Genomic DNA, 22,802 nt, shown 5'->3' on the forward strand with positions numbered 1-22,802 from the left:
ACCGCTCTCCCTTGAGTTTAGCCAATCTTGTCCGAATTGTCACCCGTATCGCACGGGTTGGCGCCGCCGTCTCGTAACGGCTGCGGTTTATTTGATCAACCCCGTCCCTTCCAGCCTAAGCTGCACGTTGACCTGGAACTGCAGCTTCGGATACAGCTTCAGCCAATCTTCCCAATCCGGCTCCCCCTTATAGTGGGTTGCCCGGTACAGCAAGCCGAAGCCGAGCGGATCGACCCGATAGTTCCGCAGCTTCTCCAGCAGCGCAACGGTTCTTAGCCGGGACTGCCGCTCGGCCTCTTTTTCGATGCGGGACCAGTCCTTGTCGAACAGCCTGACGTTCGATTCCTCGGCGATTCCTTCCATCTTGATGCTGCCCTTTAAAATCGGGTCGCCGGAGGGTCCGGGGCGAAACCGGAATTTGCGCTTGTACGACTGTATGTTGACGGAGAAGATCAAGTGATCCGCTTTCGTATGGAGCGGAAATTTGGCGACGCCGCGCAGCAGCTGGTGAAACACGCGCGTTTCGTCCGGAGTCAGCATGGCGGCCATTTTCCGCTTGTCGAACAAGGCGACGCGGTTGATCCGATAATTTTGCCCCTCGGTTTCGATGACCGGCAAGTAGGGGTCAAGCCCTTTCTCGCGCATTCGCCGCCGGAAGTCGGACAGACGCTCGGTAACGATATAAGTGGATTCCGTCCCTTCTTGATCGAAGCTGAGAAACAAGGCGTTGGCAGGCAGCCGTTCCGATTTCGGCGTTGTTTTCAAAATCGTTTCCGCATCCGGCAAGCCGACGGCTACATAGGCGATCTTCTGGATGTCGCGGCGTCGGAACATCCATTCGAGCGGCTCCCTCATGTCTTGCTCGGCCAGCTCCCTTCCAAGCAAAATCGTCTTCATATGGCCGAAATCGAGCTCCTTGTCCACCCGCGACTTCAACAGCCGGATCGCCTCCGTAATCGTGTCAGCGTCCTGCGTAAGCAGCTGAAACAGCGATTTGCCGGGCTCGATTCTCGGTGACGGGATGCCGAGCTTAATCGTGACCCGGTACGCTTTCCCGCCGTTCTCCCGGTCCCCGTTCGCATCGACGCCGATGGCCATGACGAAAAACCGTTTGTCGATATCTTTGAAATCCCCGGCCATCTTGGAGCCGCAGCCCGCCGTTAGGAGAAGCAAAAGCAGCGAAAGCGCGAAGCGGCGCATCATGTTCTCCTCCTTCGCGCCAAAAAGGCTACGAGCAGCACGAACGCCGCCTCGCTGACGAATCGCAGCTTCAACCTGCCTTCCGCGAACGCGGAGAGCTCCTTCACGTTGGTCTTATACGCGGCGACGATCATGATGGCGAGCAAGCCGAAGCAGATGAGCAGCGAAACGGCGGACGGGCGGTCGGCGGCATCGTTTCCCGGGAAAGCGCCCTTCAGCAGCTCCGCTCCGACATGCCACGTCACCGAGCCGAAGACGAGCGTCAAGCCGAGGAACAGCAGCAAGTAGACGAACATGATGCGCTCGACGAAGCCATACTCCGCCCGAATCGCGTCCGCCGTCGTCACCCACACATAGACGTAATCGGTTACCCCCACCGTCCCGTGCAACCCGATCGGGATCAGAAACGAGGTCAGCAGCACGCCGAAGCCGGCCATTCCGATCGCCCACCAATATCGAGTGGAGAGCTTCTGATCGAACACCCGATTGAAGGCGGCCATATTGATATAACCGGTGTAAACGTAAGTCGCGGCGCATAGGGCGGTGAACGACGGCCGATCGAAAGCGTGGTCGCTGACCGTATCCCAAACGGCGAGCCAGGAAAAATATTCGTTGGCGATCGTTTTGTACAAGACGAAAGCGATCAGCGGCACGCTGACCGTCAGCATGATTTCCATGACATAGAGCACCGTTCGAGACGAACGGGACGCGCACCACGCGACGGCGGACCCGTACAGGAGCAGCAGCAATTGCAGCCGGGTGTCCGGCAGCACGAACCGCTGGGTCAAGTCGGAGAAGGCGTACACCACGATTCCCCCGGCCACGAACCACATCAGTCCGAGATAGAGCAGCAGCGGGACGCGCAGCACGGCGGGCAGCGGGCGCATAATCCCCGGAATGCCGGTTCCGGGATGGCGGGACAAGCTTTTGGCGAATAGCATCGCGAAGCCGACTCCGATCGGCACCGCCAGCGCCAACGCCGGCACGGCTCCTTCGTGCCGATAGGTAAGCAGAATCGAAGGAACGAACATCATCGTATTGATCAGCATGCACATGGCGATCGAGAAATAAAAATACCGGTTGATCACGGCCGCTTCCCCGCTCCCCTCACTTCTCCGTAGCTCGATGACGGCTCTCCGATGAACAGCCGGAAGTACGGCTGCCCGAAGCTGCGTATATCCGCCATATGAACGATGAGCGCGAACAGCCCCACCACGAGTCCCGCCATTCCGAAAAAGGTGGCGACCAACGCGAGCGGGTATTTGACGATCCGGATCGCGAACGTCATGACGCTGATCGGTATGACGAAGCTGCACAGCAGAACGGCCGAAGTCATGATGATCATGATGCTGCTCACGAGCCCCGCCTGCTGGGCCGCTTGTCCGAGTATGAGGCCGCCCACGGTCGTTCCGGTGGCTCCGATATATTTCGGCAGCCGGATGCTCGCCTCCGTCAGCACCTCCGTGATGAACAGCATGAACAGCACTTCCAGGAACGACGGATACGGAACCGCGGCCCGGCTCCCGGCGACGGACAGGGCCAGCTGCACGCGGAAAAATTCCGGATTGAACGACACGACCGAAATATAGATGGCGGGAAGCGTAATGGCAAGAAACAAGCTGATATACCGAATGACGACGATCGTCCTGCTAATCCAAAACGGCGCGTACACATCGTCCATCGCGGACATGAAATCGTAAAAGACGGCGGGAAGGACGAGGGCGAACGGAGACCCCTGCATCAGGATGACGACTTTTCCTTTCTCGAGATTGAGCGCGATCCGGTCGGGCCGCTCGGTCAGCATCATGAAGGGGAGCAGCGTACGCTTCCGGCCGTTCAACAAGTTTTGCAGCTGCCCCGTCGTCTGGACGATCGGCTCGCTCAGCTTCTCCAGCCGCCGCTTCAATTCGTCCACGAGTCCGCTCTCGACCTTGCCCGCATCGTAAAGAAGAACGGTCTCCGTCCTGGAGACCGTTCCAAGCTCCATTCGTTCCTCGACAAGCTCCTCCGTGTTGTACCGCTGCCGGATATGCTTCACGTTCGTAGAGACGTCTTCGGACAACCCGAACTGCGGTCCCTGGACCGTCGTTTCCGAGACGACTTCCCGCGACTTGTCGTTCAGCACGTTCGGTGCCGCAAAACGGTATAGCGAGTCGTTCCATACGAGAAGAGCGTCCCCCTTGATCATGTGCTCGAACAGCGTCTGCTCGTCATTCCGATCCAGGGGGACGGTGATCGACGCAACGTAAGCGGCGAACCGGCCGTTTGCTTCGATTTGAAAAAACGGGACGACGAGATTGGCCCTAACCTTCGCCTCGTCGCACGTGCCGGGAAGGAAGTGAATATCCGCTCTGCGTCCTTCGTCCGCAAGCTCGATCGACTGCAGCTGCCCCCGCTCCTTCAGCATCGACAGCAATTCGGGCCATTCGTCGCGACCAAATACCATGTCATCATATCCAATCCCTGTGTAAATGTATCCAGTGCTTATTTTGCGGAATCGCCTTCGGGGATATGCGCCTTCGATCCCAAAATTCGGGACGGCAGGCATGCCGAAAACCCCGTTCGCCTTGAACGGGGTTCGTTCGGGATCGCCAGCTCGGCCGGCCGCGCCCGGTTACACCGCGGCGCCGCAGGCTTCGACGTAGCTCATCATCTTCTCGTACAGCTTGCGGACCGCCGGAAGCCGGTCCGCGGGGACGGGCTCGAGCGGAAGCCGCGGCTGGCCGCAGTCGACTCCGCGCATCTTCACGATTTCCTTGATGGCTCCGTAGACGGGCATGTCGAGCAGCTCCGCGATGATGTCGTTCGCCCACGTCTGGTACGTTCTCGCTTCCTCCATTCTTCCTTGGCGGAACGCCTCATAGATGGCGACGAACAATTCGGGCATCATGCCGTACGTGCCTCCGATGCCCGCGTCGGCGCCGAGCGACAGCCCGGCCAGCAACTGCTCGTCGGGGCCGTTGAACAGCAGGAAGTCGGGGCCGCCCAACGCCTTGAACTGCTGAAGCTCGTACGTGCTGGGCGTCGTAATTTTCACGCCGATCGTCTGCGGATAGGCGAGCATCTTTTGCAGCAGCGGCTTGCTCAGGCTGAAGCCTGTCGTCGCGGGAATATGGTAGATGATAAACGGCAGGCCGGACGCTCGCATCATGCTCGCCCAATGCTCCTCGACCCCGTGCTCGGATATCCGGTAGTAGAACGGCGGGATGGCCGACAGCGCGTCCGCCCCGACCGATTCGGCATGCTCCGCGAGCTCGACGCTGTCTCGGGTCGTAATCGCGCCGACATGGGCGATGACCGTGAAATCGAGCGGCTTCGCGGCCATGACCGCTTCCAGCACCCGCTTCCGCTCCTCCACGGATTGCAGCATGCCTTCGCCGGTGCTTCCTCCGACATAGACGCCTTTCACGCCCCGCTTCGCCAGGAAGGCGACCAGTTCGCCGACGGCTCCCTCATCGACCCGACCGTTCCGGTCGTAGCAGGAATTCATTGCGACGATAATGCCTTTAAATTTCGACAAATCCGTTTGCAGCATGCTCGGCTTTCCCCTTTTCCTCCGAATATGGACGCTTGCGCGCCTTCGCCCGCGATCCGCCGACCGCTCCGCTTTCCCGAACCGGCCGGCCGGTTCGGTCGTACAATTTGTAATATGGTATGACCACAATGGTTCATTCCATAAATATTATGGTATTACCATATGACAATTTTAGTGGGAGACCGGTTCGAACGTCAAGCTTCTTTTTTCGATTATGCCGGAATGTGACGAGGGACACAATGATTTCCGCCTTCTCCGGGTATAATGACTTCGAAGCGAACGCCGCACAAGTTTCGCCATCTTGTACGAAAAAGGAGAGAACGGATAATGGTTGCAACGGCAAATTTGTACGAAAAGCTGGGCGGGGAAGAGACGATCGCCAAGGTGGTCCGCGCCTTCTACGAGAAAGTGTTGGCCGACGATACGGTGAACGGATTTTTCGCCCATACCGACATGGACAAGCAGATGCGGCACCAGACCGCGTTCATCGGCTTCGCGCTCGGAAGCGGTCGCCAATATCAAGGAAAATCGATGGCCAAGGCGCACGAGGGCATGAACCTTCAGCCCGTCCATTACGACGCCATCGTCCGGCATTTGGGAGACACGCTGCGGGAGTTCGGCGTATCCCCCGAAGACATTCGGCAGGTTGCCGATAAGCTGAACACGCTCAGGGACGACATCTTGTATAAGTAAACGCCGAACGATGCGCCGGCCTCGGAGTCGGCGTTTTTTCTTTTTTTGCGGAACCCTATTGCGATTTATATGACTATAAACTATATTTTAGTCATATAGTATACTACGAGGTGGTGCCTCATGCTGATCAAAAAACGGACTCCCCGCCTATACGGAACGGTGGAAGCGGGATTCGAGAACGTGATGGACGCCTTCCGCGACAACTTCGAGAGGCGCGGGGAAACGGGGGCCGCTTGCGCCGTCTCTATCAACGGCCGGCTTGTCGTCGATTTGTGGGGAGGCTATTCGGACCCGGAGCGCGGCCGCGAATGGGAGAGCGATACGCTCGTGCCCGTCTTCTCCAGCACGAAAGGCTTTGCGGCGCTGGCCGCGGCCGTTGCCCATTCCCGCGGGCGCTTCTCGTACGACGATCCGGTCGCCAAGCATTGGCCCGAATTCGCCCGAAACGGCAAGGAGCGCATTACGATCCGCCAATTGCTGGCGCATCAGGCGGGCTTGTCCGCTCTGGACGCGTTTCGGTTCCGCTCGTTCGGCGATCTGGATACGTCCGCGATCCGCAATGAGCTGGCCGCGATGAAGCCCGCCTGGACGCCGGGAACGGCGCACGGATACCATACGTGGACGATCGGGTGGTTTATCGCGGAGCTCGTCCGGCGGACGGATCCCCGGGGACGGTCGTTGGGCGCGTTTTTGCAGGAGGAGATCGCCGGACCGCTGGAAGCGGAGTTTTACATCGGGCTGCCGCCGGACGTGCCGGATTCCCGGCTGGCCAAGGTGAAAGGAATCGACTCGCCGTTGCAGCTGCTGTTCAGGCTGCACGAAATTCCCGTTCCGCTCCTGCTCGGCTTCGCCAACCCGAAGTCGCTGACGTCCCGCAGCATGATGGATGCCGACAGACTGGTCGCGAACGGCAATTTCAACCGCCGGGACATGCTCGCGATCGAATTCCCTTCCGGGAACGGGGTAGGAAACGTCCGGGGCATGGCGAATATATACGGAACGTTCGCGTCGGGCGGCTCCAAGCTCCGATTGACGGCCGAAACGCTGGAGGAGCTGCGGCGGCCGGCCGTCGCTCCGGCGAACGGCTGGTTCGACCTCGTCAATCGGACCGAGCTCGGCTATTCGCTCGGCTTCTGGAAGCCGATTGCATCCCGGCGCTTCGGCAACAGCTTGGCGGCTTACGGCCATCCGGGCGCCGGAGGGTCGTTCTGCTTCGCCGATCCCGACATCGGCTTGGGATACGCCTATGCCATGAATCAAATAGGCGGGTACATGGACCGCAATCCAAGGGAAAACGCCCTGCGGAAAGCGGTCTACAGCTGCTTATGACAGAGGAGGGAGCGGAAGACGGATGCCCAAATTCAACGAGCAGGAAAAGGAACGGATTCAAGAAGCTCTTCTCGACAAAGGAAAAGAGCTGTTCGTCCAATACGGATTGAAGAAGACGAGCATCGACGATATCGTCCGGGCTTGCGGCATCGCCAAAGGCTCCTTCTACAGGTTTTACCCTTCGAAGGAGGAGTTGTATTACGCCGTCCTGAAGCGCGAAGAAGCGTTCAAGGAACGGTTGATCGCGGACGCGGAATCGTCGCCTCTCCCCGCGGATCAGCTCGTGGAGCGGTTGCTGCATGCGGGGATAAAGGCGATCGAGGATAGTCCGTTTCTGCAAATGACGATGCGGGGCGACGATTGGGAATCGCTCGTGCGCAAGCTTCCTCGCGAAACGGTCGTCCGGCACGCGGAGGAGGATCAGGAGCTGGGACGCCGCTTGTTCGAACGGTTGCGCCGGGAGGGGAAGCTCGGCCCGATCGACCCCGACGTCGTCACGGGCATGCTCCGGGCCGTCATGCTGATGGCCCTGCATCGGAAAGAGCTGGGCCCTCTCCACGATTCGATCCTGAACGAAACGATCCGGTGCATCGCGCAAGGAATCGCCGCCAAGCCGTCCGCTCTTTAGTGCGCGGCATATTTACAAATTCCGGTCTGGGTAGACGCCGTCGCGTGACAACCATCGCTCCTCGTAGACTGCTACGTATTCGATTCGCGTTCAGAGAGGAGTTTCCCTTATGCAAATTCCCGTCAGCGGATTCGTGATGGATTTCGGGGACGACGATCACCACTCGCACCGGCTGTACATTACGTCCTGGGACGGCAAGCCCGTCCACGTCCACTCGATGTCCGGCGTCACTTCGTTCGATGTCGGCCATTCCCACGACTATTCGAGCTGGACCGCTCCGGCCCCGAGCGGCGTTCCCCATGTCCACGAATACCGGACCGTCACTTCGTTCAATGCCGGCCATACCCACCTGATCCAAGGTACGACCGGGCCCGCCGTCCCCTTGCCGGGGGGAGGACACTACCATCTGTTCGAAGGCTACACGACGGTTAACGGCAGCACGCCCCACTCGCATGCGTACAGCGGACGTACCGGCAACGAAGCCGGGTAAACCGGCAACGGCCCGATGCCGAAAACGGATTTCGGCATCGGGCCGTTACGGCGCCCTGCATTCGTTGGCCGCTTGTGGGCGCGGCTTCGCTCGATTCGATTAGCGGGGCGCGTCTTCCGCAGCTTCGCGCCGCTGCAGCACGTTCGCGACGATGTGCTCCAGCTCGTGGGGCTCGTTCGTATGGTTGTAGATGCCCAAAAATGCGCTCGTCGCTTCCGGAACGCTGCCGATCAGCCGGTTGACCGCCGTCTGCTCGGGGGAGAGCGGCACGTTCTTCGTCACGTGGCACGCCATATAAAACCGCGCAAGCAGCTTGCGCTCCAGCTCGCCCGCGTATTCGCCCGCCATCGCCTTCCAATGCGGCTCCCAGCTCGCCCGAGAGGCGAGTACCTTCGTCAGCACGCGGGCGCCGTACAGCGCGTCGTGCTGCCCCTGGCCGACGGCCGGATCCTTGAAGGCGAGCGCGTCTCCCGTCAGCGCCCAGCCGCGGCCCATTTCCTCGTACCAGTCGTTATCGTAGCCGTGCAGTCCCTTGATCGGTCCGACCAGCTTGGCGTCGCGCAGCCTCTGCGGAAACGACGTGGCGGCGAAGCCTGCGTCGATCGATTCCCGGAAGCTCGTCTCGGGCTCTCGGGCGAACTTGTCGAGCCGCTCCCGCCAAGCAAGCGGGACCATGAGGCCGATGACGTACAAATTATCGCTGGTCGGGAACACGATGGCCACATATTCGCCCATTTTGTAAAACTCCGTGCACCGTTCGCCATCCTGCCGGAAGCCTTCGAAATAGCCGACATACGAAGCGAAATCGGTCGGGACGGCCGTCTTCCGGACGCTTCCCGCCCACTGCCGCACCTGGGACCTTCTCCCGTCCGCGCCGACGACGAGCTTCGCGTAGCAGGATTCCGGCTTCCCGTCCTGGCCGACCCCCTCGACGCCGACGACGGTATCGCCTTCGCGCAGCAGGCCCGTAGCGCGAAACTGCTCCCGCGCGGTCACGTTCGGAAGGGAAGCGGCATGCTCGAACAAAATCCGGTCGAGGTGGGTGCGCCGGATGCACAGACAGTCGGTTTCCCCGGCCGCTTCCGGAAACAAGCCGTCGATGACCGCATCCTCCATTTGCACGAACGCCCTTCGGTACGTCGGCGTTCCCGTCGCCAGCAGCCGGTCGAGCACGCCCATCTCGCGAAGCATCGCCACCGAGTTGTTAAAAAAATTGTGCGTCGACAGCACGTCGCTTGGAAATCGCGCCCGGTCCAGCAGCAGCACCTCGTACCCCGCCCGGCCGAGCTCCCAAGCGAGCGCCGATCCGGCAATGCGGGCGCCGACGATCGCGACGTCATACGGTTTCTTCCTCACTCCATCTCCTCCTCAAGTCCGACTTCCCCGATTGTACCGCCCTGCGGCGCGGATCGCGTCTATCGAACGATATAGAAGGAGATATAAGTTTCAGCGCAACGGCGGACGCCCTTCCTCTTCGTCCAGCAGTCCCAATCGTTCCGCCTCGCGGATCGCTTGAACCCGGCCGCGCGCCTGCAGCTTGCCGTAAATGCGATGCAGGTGAAGCTTCACCGTTCCTTCGGTGAGGACAAGCCGCGCGGCGATTTCTTTGTTGGCCAGCCCGCGGGCCATCAGCCGCAGCACGTCCGTCTCCCGCGCCGTAAGCGCATCCGGCCGGCGCGGGATCGCCGGCGGCGACGCGGATGGCGCAGAGGCGCTCCCGCCCGCATCGAAGGCTTCGACGATCGTGCGGATATAGGCGGGCGCGATGCCGTCGAACCGCCCGTCCCGCTTCGCCTCGCCGCCCCTCGCTCCGCCGAGCGCCTCGAGGACGAACGGGCCGGCGTCCGCGAACGAGCGCACGTAGCCTTCCGCCTGGCCGATCCGCAGCGCGGCTCGGAGCGAGGCCGCGCTCTCCTCCGTCCGGCGCCGCAGCCAGGCGATCTCCGCATCGAGCAGCAAGGCGTGCAGCTCGGTCATGACGTTGCCGGCCCCGCGGGCGGAGCGCAGCAGCGCCTCCGTTTGCGCCTTCGCCGCGTCGAGGCCGCCCTGCTCCATAAGCGTGCGCGCGCAGGCGAGTCGCTCGTAATCGGTTACGGGAGCCGGCGCATCCCCCGCCTCGCCGGCGTCTTTGGCCAGCCAGGACGCCGTCCAGGACCGGGCCGTTTCGGCGTCCCCGATCGCGGCGCGCTGCCGGGCCCGCTTCGCCTCCAGCTTGTCGTACCAGCGGGTCGTCTGCATATGCCGGCTTTCCATGCTCCGTATCGCCCGCTCGACCGTCGCCCCGGACTCCTCGCGGCGACCTTCGGCCGCCAAGACGTCGGCCATACAAATGACGGCCGGCACATAGGCGCCCAGCACGCCGAACGTCCAGCCGAGTCGAACGGCTTCCTTGACGGAGGCGTACGCTTCGTCCAAACGGTTGCGCTCGTACAGCACCTCGCCCATCGCCGCCTGCTGGTAGGCGGTGTAAGGAAAGTCGAGCAAATCGTTTTTGGCCAAAAAATGACCGTACGAGCGGTGATACGTTCCGGCATGGCTCACTCGCCCGTCGAAGCCCATCTTCCCGCGTATAAACGGCACCGTTCCTTCGTTCAGCTCGATGCCGTGGCCGAGCAGGATCGGGACGTCGCGGCTCGGCAAGTCGTCGCGCGCCTCGTACCGCTTGATCAGCGTCAAGGCCCGTTCGAAGTTTCCCGACAAGATCGCACAAAAATTATCGGCGATGTCCACCTCCTCGCGCAGCCGGACCGCGAGAGCGGCTTCGCCCTCCGCCTCGAGCCGGCGAAGCATCGCCCTCATGCCGACGATTGTCGGCTGCACCCGCTCGTAACGCCCGCTCATCAGCTCCGTCCAGACGCGGAGCATGAGGAGGAGGGGACGTTCGGCCTCCTCGCCCGGCATCCGGTCCAGCCAATTCCGCATCGTCGTCGTCTCCCGCCGTTTCAGCCATATCGAGGCATGCCGCTCCAGCCAGTCGGCCGCATTCCCGTATGCGCCGCCCTCGATCGCATGGTGGATCGCTTCCTCGATCAGCCCGTTCGCTTCGAACCACTCCGCCGCCCTGGCGTGCAGCGCGGCGACGTCCGCCTCCGCTTCGCCGGCAAGACGGCTTCGCAAAAAGTCCGCGAACAGATGATGATACCGGTACCAGCATCGTTCCTCGTCGAGGGCGATCAGGAACAGCCCTTGTCGCTCCAGCTCGGACAAGCATGCCCGCTTCCCGGCATCGGCCGTGACCGCGGCGCACAGCGAGTCGTTCATCCGCTCCAAAATCGACGTCGAGACGAGAAACCGTTTCAGCTCGTCGTCCAAGCCGTCGAACAGCTCCTCCAGCATATAATCGGCCACGTGCCGGTGACGCCCGGTTATCGGCGGACGGGCTCCGGCCCGATCGCCGGAGCGGGGCAAGGACAGGACGGCCAGCTGGAGCATGGCCGCCCAGCCCTCCGTCCGGCTGGCCAGCTGGCGCAGCAGTGGTTCGTCCGGCATCGTCCCCGTCCGGCCCGTCCAGAACGACGCGATTTCGTCGTCCGTAAACCGCAGCTCGCTCATTCCGATTTCGCACAGCGTTCCGCCGACCCGCATGGCCGCCACCGGGAACGGAACGTTGACCCGGCTCAGCACGCACACATGCACATGGGCGGGCAGCCGGCCGATCCATCGGTACAGGTCGGAGTGAATAAGCTCCGAATCGATCGTATGATAATCGTCGAGCACGAGCACGGTCGTCTCCCGGCGTTCACTTAGCCGGGCGATCAGCCGGGAGGCGGCCCGTTCGGCGGATAACGGCTCGGACGAGAGCCGCTCGCCCTCGTTCGCTTCCTCCGGCTCGGAGAACGTCCGGTCGAGAGCGGCGGCCACGTACGTCCAAAACCGCAGCCGATCGTTCTCGCCCTTGTCGAGCGAAACCCAGCCGAACCGCGCCTGCGCGCTTCTCAGCCAGCTGCCCACCAGCGTCGACTTGCCGTACCCCGCCGGAGCGACGACAGTCGTCAGTCTGCAGCGCAGCGCTTCGGACAAGCGGCCGTACAGACGCCCCCGCGTTACGAGAACGGGCGGATTTTCCGGCACGTGCAGCTTCGTCGGCAGCAGACGGCTTCCTCCGTTCCCCGTATCTCGCCCATGCTCCCCGTTATTTCGCATCGCGTCTCTCCCTCGCTCCCGTTCCTCGGTTTAACCGTTCCCGACCTTCAGCCTCTCTCTCCTACTTCTATTCAACGGAGCGGCCCCCCCTTCCTCCATCGAGACGGGATATCGGCTGGCGTCTCTCGACGACGTCGACGTTTTGGGGGATTGACGACCGCCAAATAAAAAATATAATAAGGATAGTATTTGTCGTAATTATTTCCATAGGAGGAGGACACCTATGAAACCGAGCGTCCCTTCAACGCCGTACGGTACGAATCGTAGCGGCGGCACGGCGCTGTACACGTCGTTGCGTCTCGTACTCGGCCCATTTACGTCATCGGAGCGGTCAACGGATTTTTGTTCCGCTTCGGCTTCGAGACGATTTTGCCGGAAAGTCCGGAGGCGATTCGTCTGCTCGGCACCGGCTACCTGCTCGTAACGGAGAAATCGCTCGAGCTGGCCGGCGGACTTTTGCTGCTGTCGGGCCGCTTCGTACCGCTAGCCGCGGCCGCCTTGTTTCCCGTAACCGTCAACATCGTGCTGTTCCATGCGTTCGTCGATCGCGGTTTGCTCCCGCTCGTACTCGGGATGCTGGCCGCTCACCTGTACGTGCTCTGGACGAAGCGCAGCCATTATGCGGGGCTTTTCGAGTCATGACCTTGGGCGGCCGCGGAACGCGACGACGAAGCCCGCGATCGTCCGACCGCGGGCTTCGTCGTCTGTTCGGTTACGGTATCGGCCGGTATCGGCCCTTACCGATGGGCGAGCGCTTCCCGGTCTATTGCTTGAGGAGGCTGCTCCAGCCAGCCTTGGTCGATCAACAGATTGGCGCCGTCCTCCACATATTTGCCGACATCCAGCAGAAGACGTCCGTACTTCGCGGCGATATCGCGCCGCGCGCTCATCGACAGCGCATTGGCGTATGCGCGAACGCGCACCATAAACATGTCCAGCTTGTGGAAAACCATCAGCTTGTCCGAGAACGGCGCGACGGTCGAAGTCGTCACCAATGGATCGAATATCTCGAACGACGACAAATCTTCTTGCAGGAGCACTTTGTCCAAAGCATCGTAATGTTTGCTCACGATTTCCTTGCCCCTCAAAAAGAAATCTCTCGCCTTCTCCAATCGGGCCACTTGACTGAAGCCGATCAGGATGGCTTTGCTCGTCGCGTTGTTTTCGAGGTTATCGTATAAATGCGTAATTTCCAACGCCTGAAGCGGCCTCACGTCTCCGAATAAGCCGTTCAAGTAGCTTTGCTTTGCCACAAAGTCCACTCGATTCGGATAAGGAATATACGGAGGCTTCGTAAGCAGCCCTTTATCGATCAACACTTCGTTGACCTGATTCAAAAACTTCACCGTCGAATCGATCGCTTGGGTAAAAAAGTCCCGTACGTCCGCCCTCGTTACCAGCGGGACGGCGATGCCGTAAAGGCTGATGCCCGCTTTCCCCACATATTTCAAATAGTGCAAATAAAATTCGTCTTCGAACAGCCGGGGCGCTCCCGGATTCACATCCTCTTTCGTAAATCCTTTCGGAATCGGGAACTGCTCCTGTTCGAATATGTCCTTGATCGTTTGCACGAACTGCTCGGACAAATGCCGAGCGTTCAGCAGAACCTGCTTGATCTCTTGATCCTCTACATGGTTCAACATATGACCGAGAACGCATACGGACATGGTGTTGCCGATGTAGGTGGCCCAAAGCTTCCCTTGCTCGGCGGAAGTCAGCTTCTCGTTAGCTTGATGTCGACTGCCGGCACCTTGGTTCCCCGCAGCGTGTTTCGTCGGTTTTACCGTTTCCATGGTCGTCCTCCGTTCATTCGGTTTCCACTTATTCTCTCCATGCCAAACGTGAAATATGTTAACGGATTTTGGATGCGCTCCATGGGGAAGAACGTCATCGTCTGGCGTAGATTTTCATCACGATATAGAGAGAGGCCGCTATGCCGACGACCGCCATATGGACGATCCCCGAAATCGTCCCTTGGAATGAGAGCCACGTAAAGACCCAGTCCGCGGAGTAATAGGCGCCGGTCAAGAGCATGCCGATCTTAACCGTATCATAAACGGTTTGCTTCAGGGGAAGCGCAATCCGCAACGTTTTGGCGAGCGCCGCGGCGTTCCACGAGGTCGAGATCACCTCCAGCGCCAAAATGCCGATGACGGCCCCGACATAACCGAACCCGGGGATGGCAATCAAGAAATAGCTGCAAGACAGCGATCCGACGATCGCGGCGGCCAAGCCCAGGAGTGGCTGGGACTTTCTCGCTCCCGCCCATAGGATGACGGTCGTCAGCTCGCGAATGCCGGCCAAAATCGGCACGACGGCCAAGCACCGGATCGCGCGCGCGGCGGAGTCGTTCGAGAAAAGTAGAGCGGACCAAACATCGGCAAACGCAAACAAACAGAAGCTGGACGCCATTCCCCACAACCATCCGATCCGCAACGCGTATTCGGAGCGGCTCCGGAACACGCTTTTCCGACGACTTGTCCAATCGCCCGCCAGCCTCGTCGATAACGTATACGCCAGAGCCACCGTCAATAAGACGGGCATATACACGACCAACGATCCCATCCCCGTCAATTCGCCGAATATCGAGACGGCCTCGGATGCGCTGTACCCGGACGTTTGAAGACGGTACGGGATCAAATAGGCGTCCAGCAAATCGGACAACGGAACGATGAATCGGGTTGCCGAGAGCGACGCCGACGACACGATAAAAAAACGAAGCGATTGGTGCCCGCTCAGCGCCGAAGTGCTGCTTTTCCCGGCCGTAATGGACCGCATCTCGCGGCCGTTGATGACGAGCGCCATAAACAGGACCGCCGCCATCGCTCCGGCAAACGCACCCGAAATCGCCCCCCCGACGGCATGCGGTAAGCCGTAGGGGGTGAAGGCATAGACGGCCGCAATCATGACGGTTACTCGGACGATCTGCTCGACCAGTTCCGAAAGCGCGATTTGCCCGTGCATATCCAAGCCTTGCAGATGCCCTCGCAAAATGGCCAGCAGCGGAACCACGCAAAGGGCCGGCGACATGTAACGGAGAGCCGTCCCCAGTTGGTCGCTGCCCATGTAGGCGGCGATCGTATCGGAAAACCGGAAGCTTGCATATCCGGCCATACATCCGGCTGCAAGCACCGCCGCCGATAGCCGGATAAACAAATACCGCCCTCTCGCGTAGCTGTGGGCGGTTGCGAGCGCCAGCGCGGTAGGAAGCCCCCCTACGATAATCGTAAGGGCGAATCCGTACACCGCATAAACCATCTGATACAGTCCGATTCCTTCCGGCCCGAGCACGCGAAAGAGCGGGATTCGGGCCGCGACGCCGAGCAGCTTGATCATTATGAGAATAACCGAACGATACACCATATGTTTGATTACCGTACCGGAGCTCACCGCTTCACCACATCCCCTACCCTACCATTGTATTAGGGTGGCGACGCCTTTATGAGCTTGGCCGAATGACGTCAATCCTTGATATGGAAAAGCCAGTACCGGGTATTTTTATCCCATCCCAAATCGAACGGGACGTGAAACCGGTCCGCCGTATGGCAATTGACGAGAGGATAACCGTTGTCGTCGAACCCGACGATGACGGCAAAATGATCGATGTCTCCTTTTTTCCATTCATACGCGATGACATCTCCGGGCACCAGCTCCCCGATCGCGCTTTTCGGGTATTTGTCCGTCGGCTTCATGATCTGTTCGTACGTCCCTTTGGCCACCAAACGTCCGTACCCGCTGTACAACAAAAACGATTTGAATTTGTCGGTCGATACCCATGCGTGGCTGCCGCCGGCGTTTTTCCAGTATCTCCACGTACTCGTCATGGGCAATCCGCCGCCCTCCTCGGCGTCGCCGATCACTTGCGAAACGAAATTGGTGCAGTCTCCGCCCAATGGAGTGTAGTCGCGGTATTTCCGATTGTACCGGTTATCGTTTCCCGCTCCCCAAGCCGCCCCGGCGTACCGGTCGGCATACGCGACCGCCTTGTCCCGGTTGTACGCTCTCGATTTTACGGCTTGTACGGGGGCCGTCGGGGAACGATTCGCGCGATGTACGGAGGCGGAGAGGTTGTCCAGGCTGGGGATGAGACGAATATCCTCGTCGAACGGATCCGAATACCATTCGCTGACGACGAACCATTTGTCGTTTTGCTTCCGCAGCTTCACGACGTGGCGCGTCCCTACGCCGAAATGGTGTGTCGGGATGTCCGGACGATCGTACCGATACGACATTTTCAAGGTATGAACGAGCGATGCCTTAACGGTATCCGCCTGCTTGGTCAACCGCACGACACGGATCGAGCTGTCCGCCTGCACGAAGGTTATCCCTCTGTGCTTGGCCCAAGCTTGGACGTACGCGCTGCGATGAAACTCGTGCTTTTTCGCCTGTCGGCTTCCGCTCGAATCGTCCGAATAAAATTCCGTCACCAACCGTTCGTCCGGCTGAAGGAGCAATTTGGATTTGGATGCATAAAAGCTGTCCAGGAAGCCGACGATTTCCGTTTTCTCATCGGGCGATTGGGATTGCCGGGCCGTCACCTCGGAAGTCGTCATGCCTAGCAATACGAGCGCGCATGCTCCGATCTTGATCCATTTCAAGCGTCCACCTCCTTCAAGGCCGGGTAACTCTCAGACATACATCAGTAATCTGTCCAGGTCCAATTTTCGTTATGTATCCGACCGTCGGCTCAAGGCCTTGCGGCGGGACTTCAAGAAAAGGCAAAGAAAGCCGATCCGGAGCTCGTGAAAAGGGCGTTGCGCACGATACTCCTGCAGCCGGGAAGAGGGGATTTCGGTTCTCGAGCATGCCAAAAAGCCGCAGAAACGCATCTGCGGCTGAAATGATGAACGAACGATCCGTTCAACACTCGTTTGGCAAACAAAAATGGTCGTACCGGTAGTCGTCTTCCCGTGCATCATGCCGGAGCTCGCTGACGATGACGCGAACCGTGCGATTTCGTCATATTTCTCGTTCCAATCGCTTTGGCGCTTCACGTATAAACCGCTTCCGTAGCCCGTCCTGTTCAACGCCGTCTTCTTCTTCCTCTCGTGGTGTCCCATCCATAATGACGGAATCGCCGCCGTTTAGCGAATAGCGTATTGCCGCCTGAAGAGGATCATCGTCCAAGAACGACTTCGAGCCATACGCCGACCTCGAAAGGACTGACGAGCGGACGACTCCCTGTTTCAGACGCTGCGGCCGTCCCCCATTTCCTGCGCCTCCCTGATCCGTTTCCGAATCTCCGAGGCGACGCCGGTCGGGTTGTCGACCTGGAATATCACATACCGATACTTGTCGTGTCCTTCCAGCTCCATAATCAAGAGAGGGACTCGGCTCTCGTACGAAAGAAAGTACCACTCGTCGGCGTATTTGAAGCTTCCTTCGAAAATATGAAGCGCGGAAAGGGAAGTTCCGGGCATCCGGAGCATCCATGGCGGAGCGTCGAAGTAATCGACATAGACGCTTTTGATCGTGCTGTAGGGCATCTTCAGTTTGAATTTCAAAGCGAAAAATCCGGTCGCTCCCGTCAAGTTCAGCAGGACGCCCTCTTCATCAAAATGAACTTCTCTTGCCAACGGTACCCCTCCTTTAGTCCGGTCGCTTTCCGTCTATTACGGTATACGCCGGCCGGGCGAAATATACGATCGAAACGAATATCGAGCCAAACGGCAATAAGCCGTCGAGTAAACGATATAGGAAAATGACGACTTTCGCAACGCCATGCGCGGGATCTTCGAGGAGCCCGGGACGTTCCGCCCCATACAGAAAAAAAGGCGTCGAATCGACGCCTTCCAATTGCCGGTGAACCGGTTCTCTACGCCTCGGGTACGACGTCCGCCCTCCCCTCCAATGAAACGCCCTCCTCCGTAAGAATACGGTAGGCATACGGCCGCTTCGCCCTCAAGCGAAACTGTCCGCCATCGATGTCGTACTCCAATCGGGCGACCGCATCCGGACTTTCCATATGGACGGCGAACCGCTTCGTAATCAAATACCCCCCGACAAGGAACGTCCCCGTAGGCGCGATCTCGATCGGGACGGCGTTCGATCGCCGATGACGCTCGTTGCGTTCCGCAAACTCGCGGTGCAGCGCATCGGGCAGCCGATCCGTATGCTCCTCGCCGCCGACGCCCCGCCATTCGACGTACCGGACAAGCCGCGATTTTCCCGCCCGGGACGCGGCGTCCGCGTACAAGCGGCTGTGGCTCGCCGGAACCCGCGCGTCGAAGCTGCCGTGAACGAGCAATAGCGGCGTCAGCTGATTGGACGCCAGGAAGGCACCGCTTCGGGCCTCGTACGGCTCGATCGCTTCCCACGGCGCGCAGCCGATCCAGACGTCCATCTCGTCGCGGAATTCCCCGATTCGATCGCACGCATACCACTCCGCATAGTCCGACACGCCGTAAAGCGCCGTCGCCGCCGCGAACAAGTCGGGAAATTTGTTCACGAGCGCCAGCACGTTCCCGCCCCCGCCGCTCCCGCCTTCGATATAAACGACGTCGGGGTCGAGCAGCAGCTCCTTATACTCGTCCTTGACGAACCGGATCGCATCGTAAACGTCGATCAGCTCGAGGCCGTTGCAGTCCGGCATTCCCTCCGAGTAAGCCCTCCCCCGCATATCGACCTGCACGATCAGGTAGGGCTTGTCGGACGGCGTATCCCTATGCTGCGGCGCGGGCATGCTCATATGCCAGCCGTGCAGCTCGACCAACAGATACGAAGGACGCGCCGGCTTGAGGACATTCAGCGCCAGCCGGATGCCGGGCGTCACGGATGACGAATAGTAGCGGAAATCTTGGTACGGGGAGCGAAACTCCGGACGCCGTTTGTCCGCCTGTTGGCGAATCCGGTCTTCGTATTGCTCGTACATGTCGACACGTTCCTTTCGTTACGGTTATCGGGACGCTTGCCGTCCGGCCGTCGCCGGCCCGAACCATGCGCCGACGGCTCCGGCGACGTCCCAATTCCCGTCCGCCCGACCCGTCAGCGTTATCGAATCGCCGGGATTCGCCGATTCGACGGCGGGCAACGATCCGTTCGGCGTCCGGATGACCGAACCGGGAGCCGTCGCGACCGTCAACGGATGAGGCGACTCGACGGCGAACGTATGGACGCGTCCCGTTCTCGCCGGCGGCAGCGTCAGCGTAACGGCTCCCGCCGCACCCTCGTTCGCGATGCGGTGGCCGATCGAGCCGGCCTCCACCGCTCCCGACGACACGGCCGCAAGCTCGGGCTGCGGACGCAAATCCGCATATACGCGATCCGCCGCCGGATCGACATAGAGCAGCCGCTGGGCGCCGCCCCGCACGGTGCAGTTGACGAAGCGGACGTCGCGGATCGCCTCGTTCGCGTTTTTCTTCAAGGCGAAGCCGCGCGCGATGAGCGGTACGGCCCGTTCGTCGACCGAGACGCACTCGACGAACTCCACGTTGCCGATCGCCGTTCGCGGAAACTGCGGTACGGTCGTTACGATAAAGGAGGAGCCGAACCCGTACGGATCCTGCGGCGCATTCACCGTATTGCAGTTGACCGCCCGGCAGCGGACGAACGACGTCTTCACGCTTTCCGGCGAGCTTGACAACACCGAGTACCCGGCGTATTGCTCCTGCTCGGCGGCGCAATCGACGAACGTCACTTCGCCCTTCACCGCCTGCGCCCCCTCCGCCCCGTAATTGACCGAGCTGCCGAACGAATTGCCCTTCGTCCGGCAGTTGCGGAACGTAATGTCGACCCGTTCGTTGGACGCCTTCATCCGGTGAAGCGAGACGAGAAAGCCCCGACCGGCATTCCCCTCCGCGACGCAATCGACGAACCGGATTTGCTTCAGCACGTCCTGGCCCGAATTGTTGTTCGGTTCGATGTCGACGCCGCTTTTCGGCGCCGTCCCGTTCGTGTTCGTAAACCGGCATCCTTCCGCCAGAAAGCCGTCCGCCGATATGATCGACAGCCCTTGCCTCCGATTGTTGTCCGCGACGCAATGACGAAGCACGATCTGTTTGCAGAACGGCATCGACGCCTCGTAATTGCCGATGTAGAAGCCGTCGCCGCCGCTGTCGTTCGCATGAATCCGCTCGATGACGACGTTCTCCGAGCCGCTGATATCGAAAATATGAGCTTGCTCGCCGGAAGTGTAGGCGGCCTTGTTCATCCGCAGCGTCGCCCCGTTGCCGATGATATGGACGTTCCGGGCGTTTTTCACGCGGATGAGCCGTTCATACGGCGCCGTTCGCTTGAGCGTATCGACCGCCTGAACGACCGTGCCGGGCTCGAACTCGATGACGATGTCGCTCGGCACGAACAGCTGGCCGGTCAAGTAAAAGCCGCTGCGCTGCTTCGGGATGTACAGCCTTTTGCCGGAGGCGGCGTTCAAGGCGGCTTGCATCGGCAGCGTCTCCACGGTAACCCCGTCTCCGACGGCGCCGAACCAGGAGAGGACGACCGTATCGCCGACGACGCGCTTGAACCGTCTGCCTCCGGTCGTGACGACGACCGTGCCGGTATCGTCCGCGGACGTCGAGTCCGTCTTGTCGTACACAAATACCCCTTCTTTGCCGGCATCCGTCACGTAATAGACGGCGTCCGGCAGCCTATCCCCCGTAGCGCGCAAGCCGTCCAGCGAGACCGCGAGGCAGAAGTCCAAGCCGCGCAAATCTTTAAGCTGCAGCTTGTCGCCGAGCGCGCCGTACACGTCCTCGGACACGGACTTCGCGTAGGCGGCGCCGGACGATCGTCCGTTCCATACACCGCCCGCCGCCAAGGCGACTCCCGCCGCGCCGAGCGACGCCAGCAATTTGCGGCGGCTGATCGCCCCCTCCGGCCGTTTCTCCGCCTCGTCCCGTTCCGCTTCGTCCATCGGTTTCGTCCGTTCTTTCATCATGCTCGTACCCCTCCCAATCGAATGATTGCGACCTTCTCCTTCAACCCCGTTATGCCGGAGCGACCGAGAGCGCGCCCGCGTCGGTGACCGACACCTTGTACACGGTTCCGTTCGGCGACTTCAGCTTCCATCCCGACGAATCGAGCGCACCGGCCGGACCGATCGGCTCCCAGACGCCCGGCGACCCGTCGGACACGCATACCCAGCCGACCGGCGCCAGCGGCGACGGCAGGACGTTCCAGACGATCGTCCCCCGCTTCCACGATCCGGTCGCCGGCACCGCGGCCGCCCATCCCGTCGTGATCCCTTTCGCCTGAATGTCCGGCGACGTCCAGCGCGTCAAGTTCGCCCCGCCGACGACCGGCGTCCCCGTGCCGGCGAACACGTTGCCCTGGCCGATGCGCAGGTCCGATCCCGCCGCGGCCGCATCGACTCGCAGGCAGGCCGCGCCGCATTCGGTCACGTTGCCGTCGAACGCCGAATCGGTGACGAGCGCGCCGAAGAAGTAACCGCCGCCGCTAACCCCCGTCATGACGTTGCCGGCGATCAAATGGCGGCTCGTCGCGTTCGAACCGGCAAACCGGACCGCGCCGTCGCCCGAGACGACGTCTTTGACGACGTTGTCCGCGAACCGGACCGCCTGGCAATTCGCAAACGTGACCGCGACCGTCCGGGCCGCTTCGATCCGGTTGCCCGCGACGTTCGGCGCGACCGAGTCGGCGATGTGCCAGCCTGCCGCTCCCGTCGACATGTCCCGATTGCCGGCAACCTCCAGTCCGATCGGGACCTTCGAGCACGTTATCATCCGGCCCGCCCCGTAAAATTCGTTGCCGCGAATCGCAACGTGCTCCGTCGTCCCGGCGGAAACGTTGCAGCGGAACAAGTAGCTCGCCTTCCCCTTGTTGCCGGAAATCGTAATGCGCCGGTTCGGCCGCGCCGCGTTCGGGTTGTACGAGTTGACGAAATAAATTTCGCTGTAAAACTCGTTGTCCTCGATCCAGACGTCCTCGACGAGATCGGATGCGGACGACGTCGCGTTCGGCTCCAGATCGATCGCGGCGACGTACGGGTACGGGTCGCTGACGACGTTGCGCGTCACCCATACTTTCCGTCCGGACACGATCGCCACGGCGCAGCGGCGCGGGTTGCTCAGGACGTTCTCGCGGATATGCACGTTCTCGCTCGGGGCGACGAAATCCGACCCGACGTAGACGCAGTCGCCGTACGGCGCGTGCAGCCAGTTGTGGTGGACGTAGACGTTCCGGGAATCGGCGATGTGGATATGGTGGGAATGCTCCCCGGCCGTACCCGTCGAATAGCCGCCGTTCAAGTACAGTCCCGAGACGGACAACCCGCCTCCCCTGTACCCGGCGATCCGAAACATTCGCTTGTCCAGCGAGCCGTTCGCGCCGTCCATGCGAATTTCCGGCATGCCGACGCCGGCAATCGAGTTGGTCAGCGACACCGTGCCGGACAGCTTGTAATACGCCGCCGTCGCCGGCACGAGCACCGGCTTGCCCGTCGCGGCCGCCGCCCGGAACGCCGCCGTATCGTCGGCCGTCCCGTCTCCCGCGGCGCCGTAATCGGCGACGTTGGCCCAGCCCGCGTCAGTGCAGCAGGCGACGCTGGTGCCCGGACCGGTTCCGTACACGGATGCGGTTACGCCCGGTCCGGACGCCAGCGCCTCCGTCCCGAGCAGCCGGACGAAGGCGCCTCCCGCCGCAAGCGTGACGCCCGCCGCGCCGAGCGCGCCGAGCAGCTTGCGCCTGGTGAGGGCCTGCCCTCCTCCCTCCGCGCCGTCGTCGTCCGCTCCGGCTCGTCCACCGGCGATTTCCGTTCCCGCCATGCTGCCGTTCGACCGTTCCATGCCCCACTGCCGCTCCCCGTGCTGCGATTCCGTCATTTC

18 protein-coding genes are annotated in these 22,802 nt (G+C 61.0%); 5 read left to right on the forward strand and 13 right to left on the reverse strand.

Annotated elements, in window-relative coordinates:
- Window positions 1-87 precede the first annotated feature (87 nt).
- From DLM86_RS00100 to DLM86_RS00115, 4 genes are all read right to left on the reverse strand, one after another.
- Entirely contained in the window at window positions 88-1,203 is a 1,116-nt protein-coding gene (locus DLM86_RS00100; protein ID WP_110837932.1) for a Ger(x)C family spore germination protein, read from the reverse strand.
- A complete protein-coding gene (locus DLM86_RS00105; protein ID WP_110837933.1) occupies window positions 1,200-2,288 on the reverse strand; it encodes a hypothetical protein in 1,089 nt (362 codons plus the stop codon). The genes DLM86_RS00100 and DLM86_RS00105 overlap by 4 nt, the downstream gene beginning before the upstream one ends.
- Window positions 2,285-3,646, reverse strand: a complete 1,362-nt coding sequence (locus DLM86_RS00110; RefSeq protein ID WP_158289244.1) for a spore germination protein — start codon at window positions 3,644-3,646, stop codon at window positions 2,285-2,287. The genes DLM86_RS00105 and DLM86_RS00110 overlap by 4 nt, the downstream gene beginning before the upstream one ends.
- A 168-nt stretch (window positions 3,647-3,814) precedes the next feature.
- Window positions 3,815-4,735, reverse strand: coding sequence for a dihydrodipicolinate synthase family protein (locus tag DLM86_RS00115; RefSeq protein ID WP_110837935.1), 921 nt, complete (start codon window positions 4,733-4,735; stop codon window positions 3,815-3,817).
- A 327-nt stretch (window positions 4,736-5,062) separates the two neighbouring features.
- Between DLM86_RS00115 and DLM86_RS00120 the strand changes: the two genes are divergently transcribed.
- The 4 genes from DLM86_RS00120 (at window position 5,063) to DLM86_RS00135 (ending at window position 7,875) form a co-directional block, all read left to right on the forward strand.
- Window positions 5,063-5,428 carry a group I truncated hemoglobin gene (locus DLM86_RS00120; RefSeq protein WP_110837936.1) on the forward strand — a complete coding sequence of 122 codons (366 nt, stop codon included), beginning with the start codon at window positions 5,063-5,065 and terminating at the stop codon, window positions 5,426-5,428.
- Between the two features lie 120 nt (window positions 5,429-5,548).
- On the forward strand, window positions 5,549-6,757 hold the full coding sequence (locus tag DLM86_RS00125; protein ID WP_110837937.1) for a serine hydrolase domain-containing protein: 1,209 nt from the start codon (window positions 5,549-5,551) through the stop codon (window positions 6,755-6,757).
- Between the two features lie 22 nt (window positions 6,758-6,779).
- Window positions 6,780-7,385, forward strand: a complete 606-nt coding sequence (locus tag DLM86_RS00130) for a TetR/AcrR family transcriptional regulator (protein WP_110837938.1) — start codon at window positions 6,780-6,782, stop codon at window positions 7,383-7,385.
- Window positions 7,386-7,494: 109 nt separating this feature from the next.
- Window positions 7,495-7,875: a YmaF family protein gene (locus DLM86_RS00135; RefSeq protein ID WP_110837939.1), complete on the forward strand. Its 381-nt coding sequence runs from the start codon at window positions 7,495-7,497 to the stop codon at window positions 7,873-7,875.
- Between the two features lie 99 nt (window positions 7,876-7,974).
- Here DLM86_RS00135 and DLM86_RS00140 read toward each other — a convergent pair whose 3' ends face one another.
- Window positions 7,975-9,231: an FAD-dependent oxidoreductase gene (locus DLM86_RS00140; RefSeq protein WP_110837940.1), complete on the reverse strand. Its 1,257-nt coding sequence runs from the start codon at window positions 9,229-9,231 to the stop codon at window positions 7,975-7,977.
- A gap of 90 nt (window positions 9,232-9,321) precedes the next feature.
- Complete coding sequence (locus tag DLM86_RS32940) at window positions 9,322-12,018, reverse strand: winged helix-turn-helix domain-containing protein (RefSeq protein ID WP_110837941.1); 2,697 nt, start codon at window positions 12,016-12,018, stop codon at window positions 9,322-9,324.
- A gap of 342 nt (window positions 12,019-12,360) precedes the next feature.
- On the opposite strand from DLM86_RS32940, the gene DLM86_RS00150 reads away from it, so the two are divergent.
- Window positions 12,361-12,660 carry a hypothetical protein gene (locus DLM86_RS00150; protein WP_245954273.1) on the forward strand — a complete coding sequence of 100 codons (300 nt, stop codon included), beginning with the start codon at window positions 12,361-12,363 and terminating at the stop codon, window positions 12,658-12,660.
- Between the two features lie 95 nt (window positions 12,661-12,755).
- Here DLM86_RS00150 and DLM86_RS00155 read toward each other — a convergent pair whose 3' ends face one another.
- From DLM86_RS00155 to DLM86_RS00190, 7 genes are all read right to left on the reverse strand, one after another.
- Window positions 12,756-13,811, reverse strand: a complete 1,056-nt coding sequence (locus DLM86_RS00155) for a DUF3231 family protein (protein ID WP_110837943.1) — start codon at window positions 13,809-13,811, stop codon at window positions 12,756-12,758.
- A 94-nt stretch (window positions 13,812-13,905) separates the two neighbouring features.
- Entirely contained in the window at window positions 13,906-15,408 is a 1,503-nt protein-coding gene (locus DLM86_RS00160) for an oligosaccharide flippase family protein (protein ID WP_146250121.1), read from the reverse strand.
- A 71-nt stretch (window positions 15,409-15,479) separates the two neighbouring features.
- Window positions 15,480-16,616, reverse strand: coding sequence for an amidase domain-containing protein (locus tag DLM86_RS00165; protein ID WP_245954274.1), 1,137 nt, complete (start codon window positions 16,614-16,616; stop codon window positions 15,480-15,482).
- A gap of 588 nt (window positions 16,617-17,204) precedes the next feature.
- Window positions 17,205-17,594: a hypothetical protein gene (locus DLM86_RS00170; protein WP_110837945.1), complete on the reverse strand. Its 390-nt coding sequence runs from the start codon at window positions 17,592-17,594 to the stop codon at window positions 17,205-17,207.
- Window positions 17,595-17,833: 239 nt separating this feature from the next.
- Window positions 17,834-18,889 carry an alpha/beta hydrolase family protein gene (locus DLM86_RS00180; protein WP_110837947.1) on the reverse strand — a complete coding sequence of 352 codons (1,056 nt, stop codon included), beginning with the start codon at window positions 18,887-18,889 and terminating at the stop codon, window positions 17,834-17,836.
- Window positions 18,890-18,913: 24 nt separating this feature from the next.
- Window positions 18,914-20,896: a right-handed parallel beta-helix repeat-containing protein gene (locus tag DLM86_RS00185; RefSeq protein ID WP_110837948.1), complete on the reverse strand. Its 1,983-nt coding sequence runs from the start codon at window positions 20,894-20,896 to the stop codon at window positions 18,914-18,916.
- A 49-nt stretch (window positions 20,897-20,945) separates the two neighbouring features.
- On the reverse strand, window positions 20,946-22,799 hold the full coding sequence (locus DLM86_RS00190) for a right-handed parallel beta-helix repeat-containing protein (RefSeq protein WP_110837949.1): 1,854 nt from the start codon (window positions 22,797-22,799) through the stop codon (window positions 20,946-20,948).
- Between the last annotated feature and the right edge of the window lie 3 nt (window positions 22,800-22,802).

The sequence above is a fragment of the Paenibacillus flagellatus genome (genome assembly GCF_003217775.1).
In the GTDB taxonomy this organism is placed as follows: Bacteria; Bacillota; Bacilli; order Paenibacillales; family NBRC-103111; genus Paenibacillus_AB; species Paenibacillus_AB flagellatus.

Coding starts and splice junctions, on each gene's coding strand:
- DLM86_RS00100 (WP_110837932.1), bottom strand. CDS start 1,203: ATGATGCGCCGCTTCGCGCTTTCGCTGCTTTTGCTTCTCCTAACGGCG.
- DLM86_RS00110 (WP_158289244.1), bottom strand. CDS start 3,646: ATGGTATTTGGTCGCGACGAATGGCCCGAATTGCTGTCGATGCTGAAG.
- DLM86_RS00115 (WP_110837935.1), bottom strand. CDS start 4,735: ATGCTGCAAACGGATTTGTCGAAATTTAAAGGCATTATCGTCGCAATG.
- DLM86_RS00120 (WP_110837936.1), top strand. CDS start 5,063: ATGGTTGCAACGGCAAATTTGTACGAAAAGCTGGGCGGGGAAGAGACG.
- DLM86_RS00125 (WP_110837937.1), top strand. CDS start 5,549: ATGCTGATCAAAAAACGGACTCCCCGCCTATACGGAACGGTGGAAGCG.
- DLM86_RS00130 (WP_110837938.1), top strand. CDS start 6,780: ATGCCCAAATTCAACGAGCAGGAAAAGGAACGGATTCAAGAAGCTCTT.
- DLM86_RS00135 (WP_110837939.1), top strand. CDS start 7,495: ATGCAAATTCCCGTCAGCGGATTCGTGATGGATTTCGGGGACGACGAT.
- DLM86_RS32940 (WP_110837941.1), bottom strand. CDS start 12,018: ATGCGAAATAACGGGGAGCATGGGCGAGATACGGGGAACGGAGGAAGC.
- DLM86_RS00155 (WP_110837943.1), bottom strand. CDS start 13,811: ATGGAAACGGTAAAACCGACGAAACACGCTGCGGGGAACCAAGGTGCC.
- DLM86_RS00180 (WP_110837947.1), bottom strand. CDS start 18,889: ATGTACGAGCAATACGAAGACCGGATTCGCCAACAGGCGGACAAACGG.
- DLM86_RS00185 (WP_110837948.1), bottom strand. CDS start 20,896: ATGATGAAAGAACGGACGAAACCGATGGACGAAGCGGAACGGGACGAG.
- DLM86_RS00190 (WP_110837949.1), bottom strand. CDS start 22,799: ATGACGGAATCGCAGCACGGGGAGCGGCAGTGGGGCATGGAACGGTCG.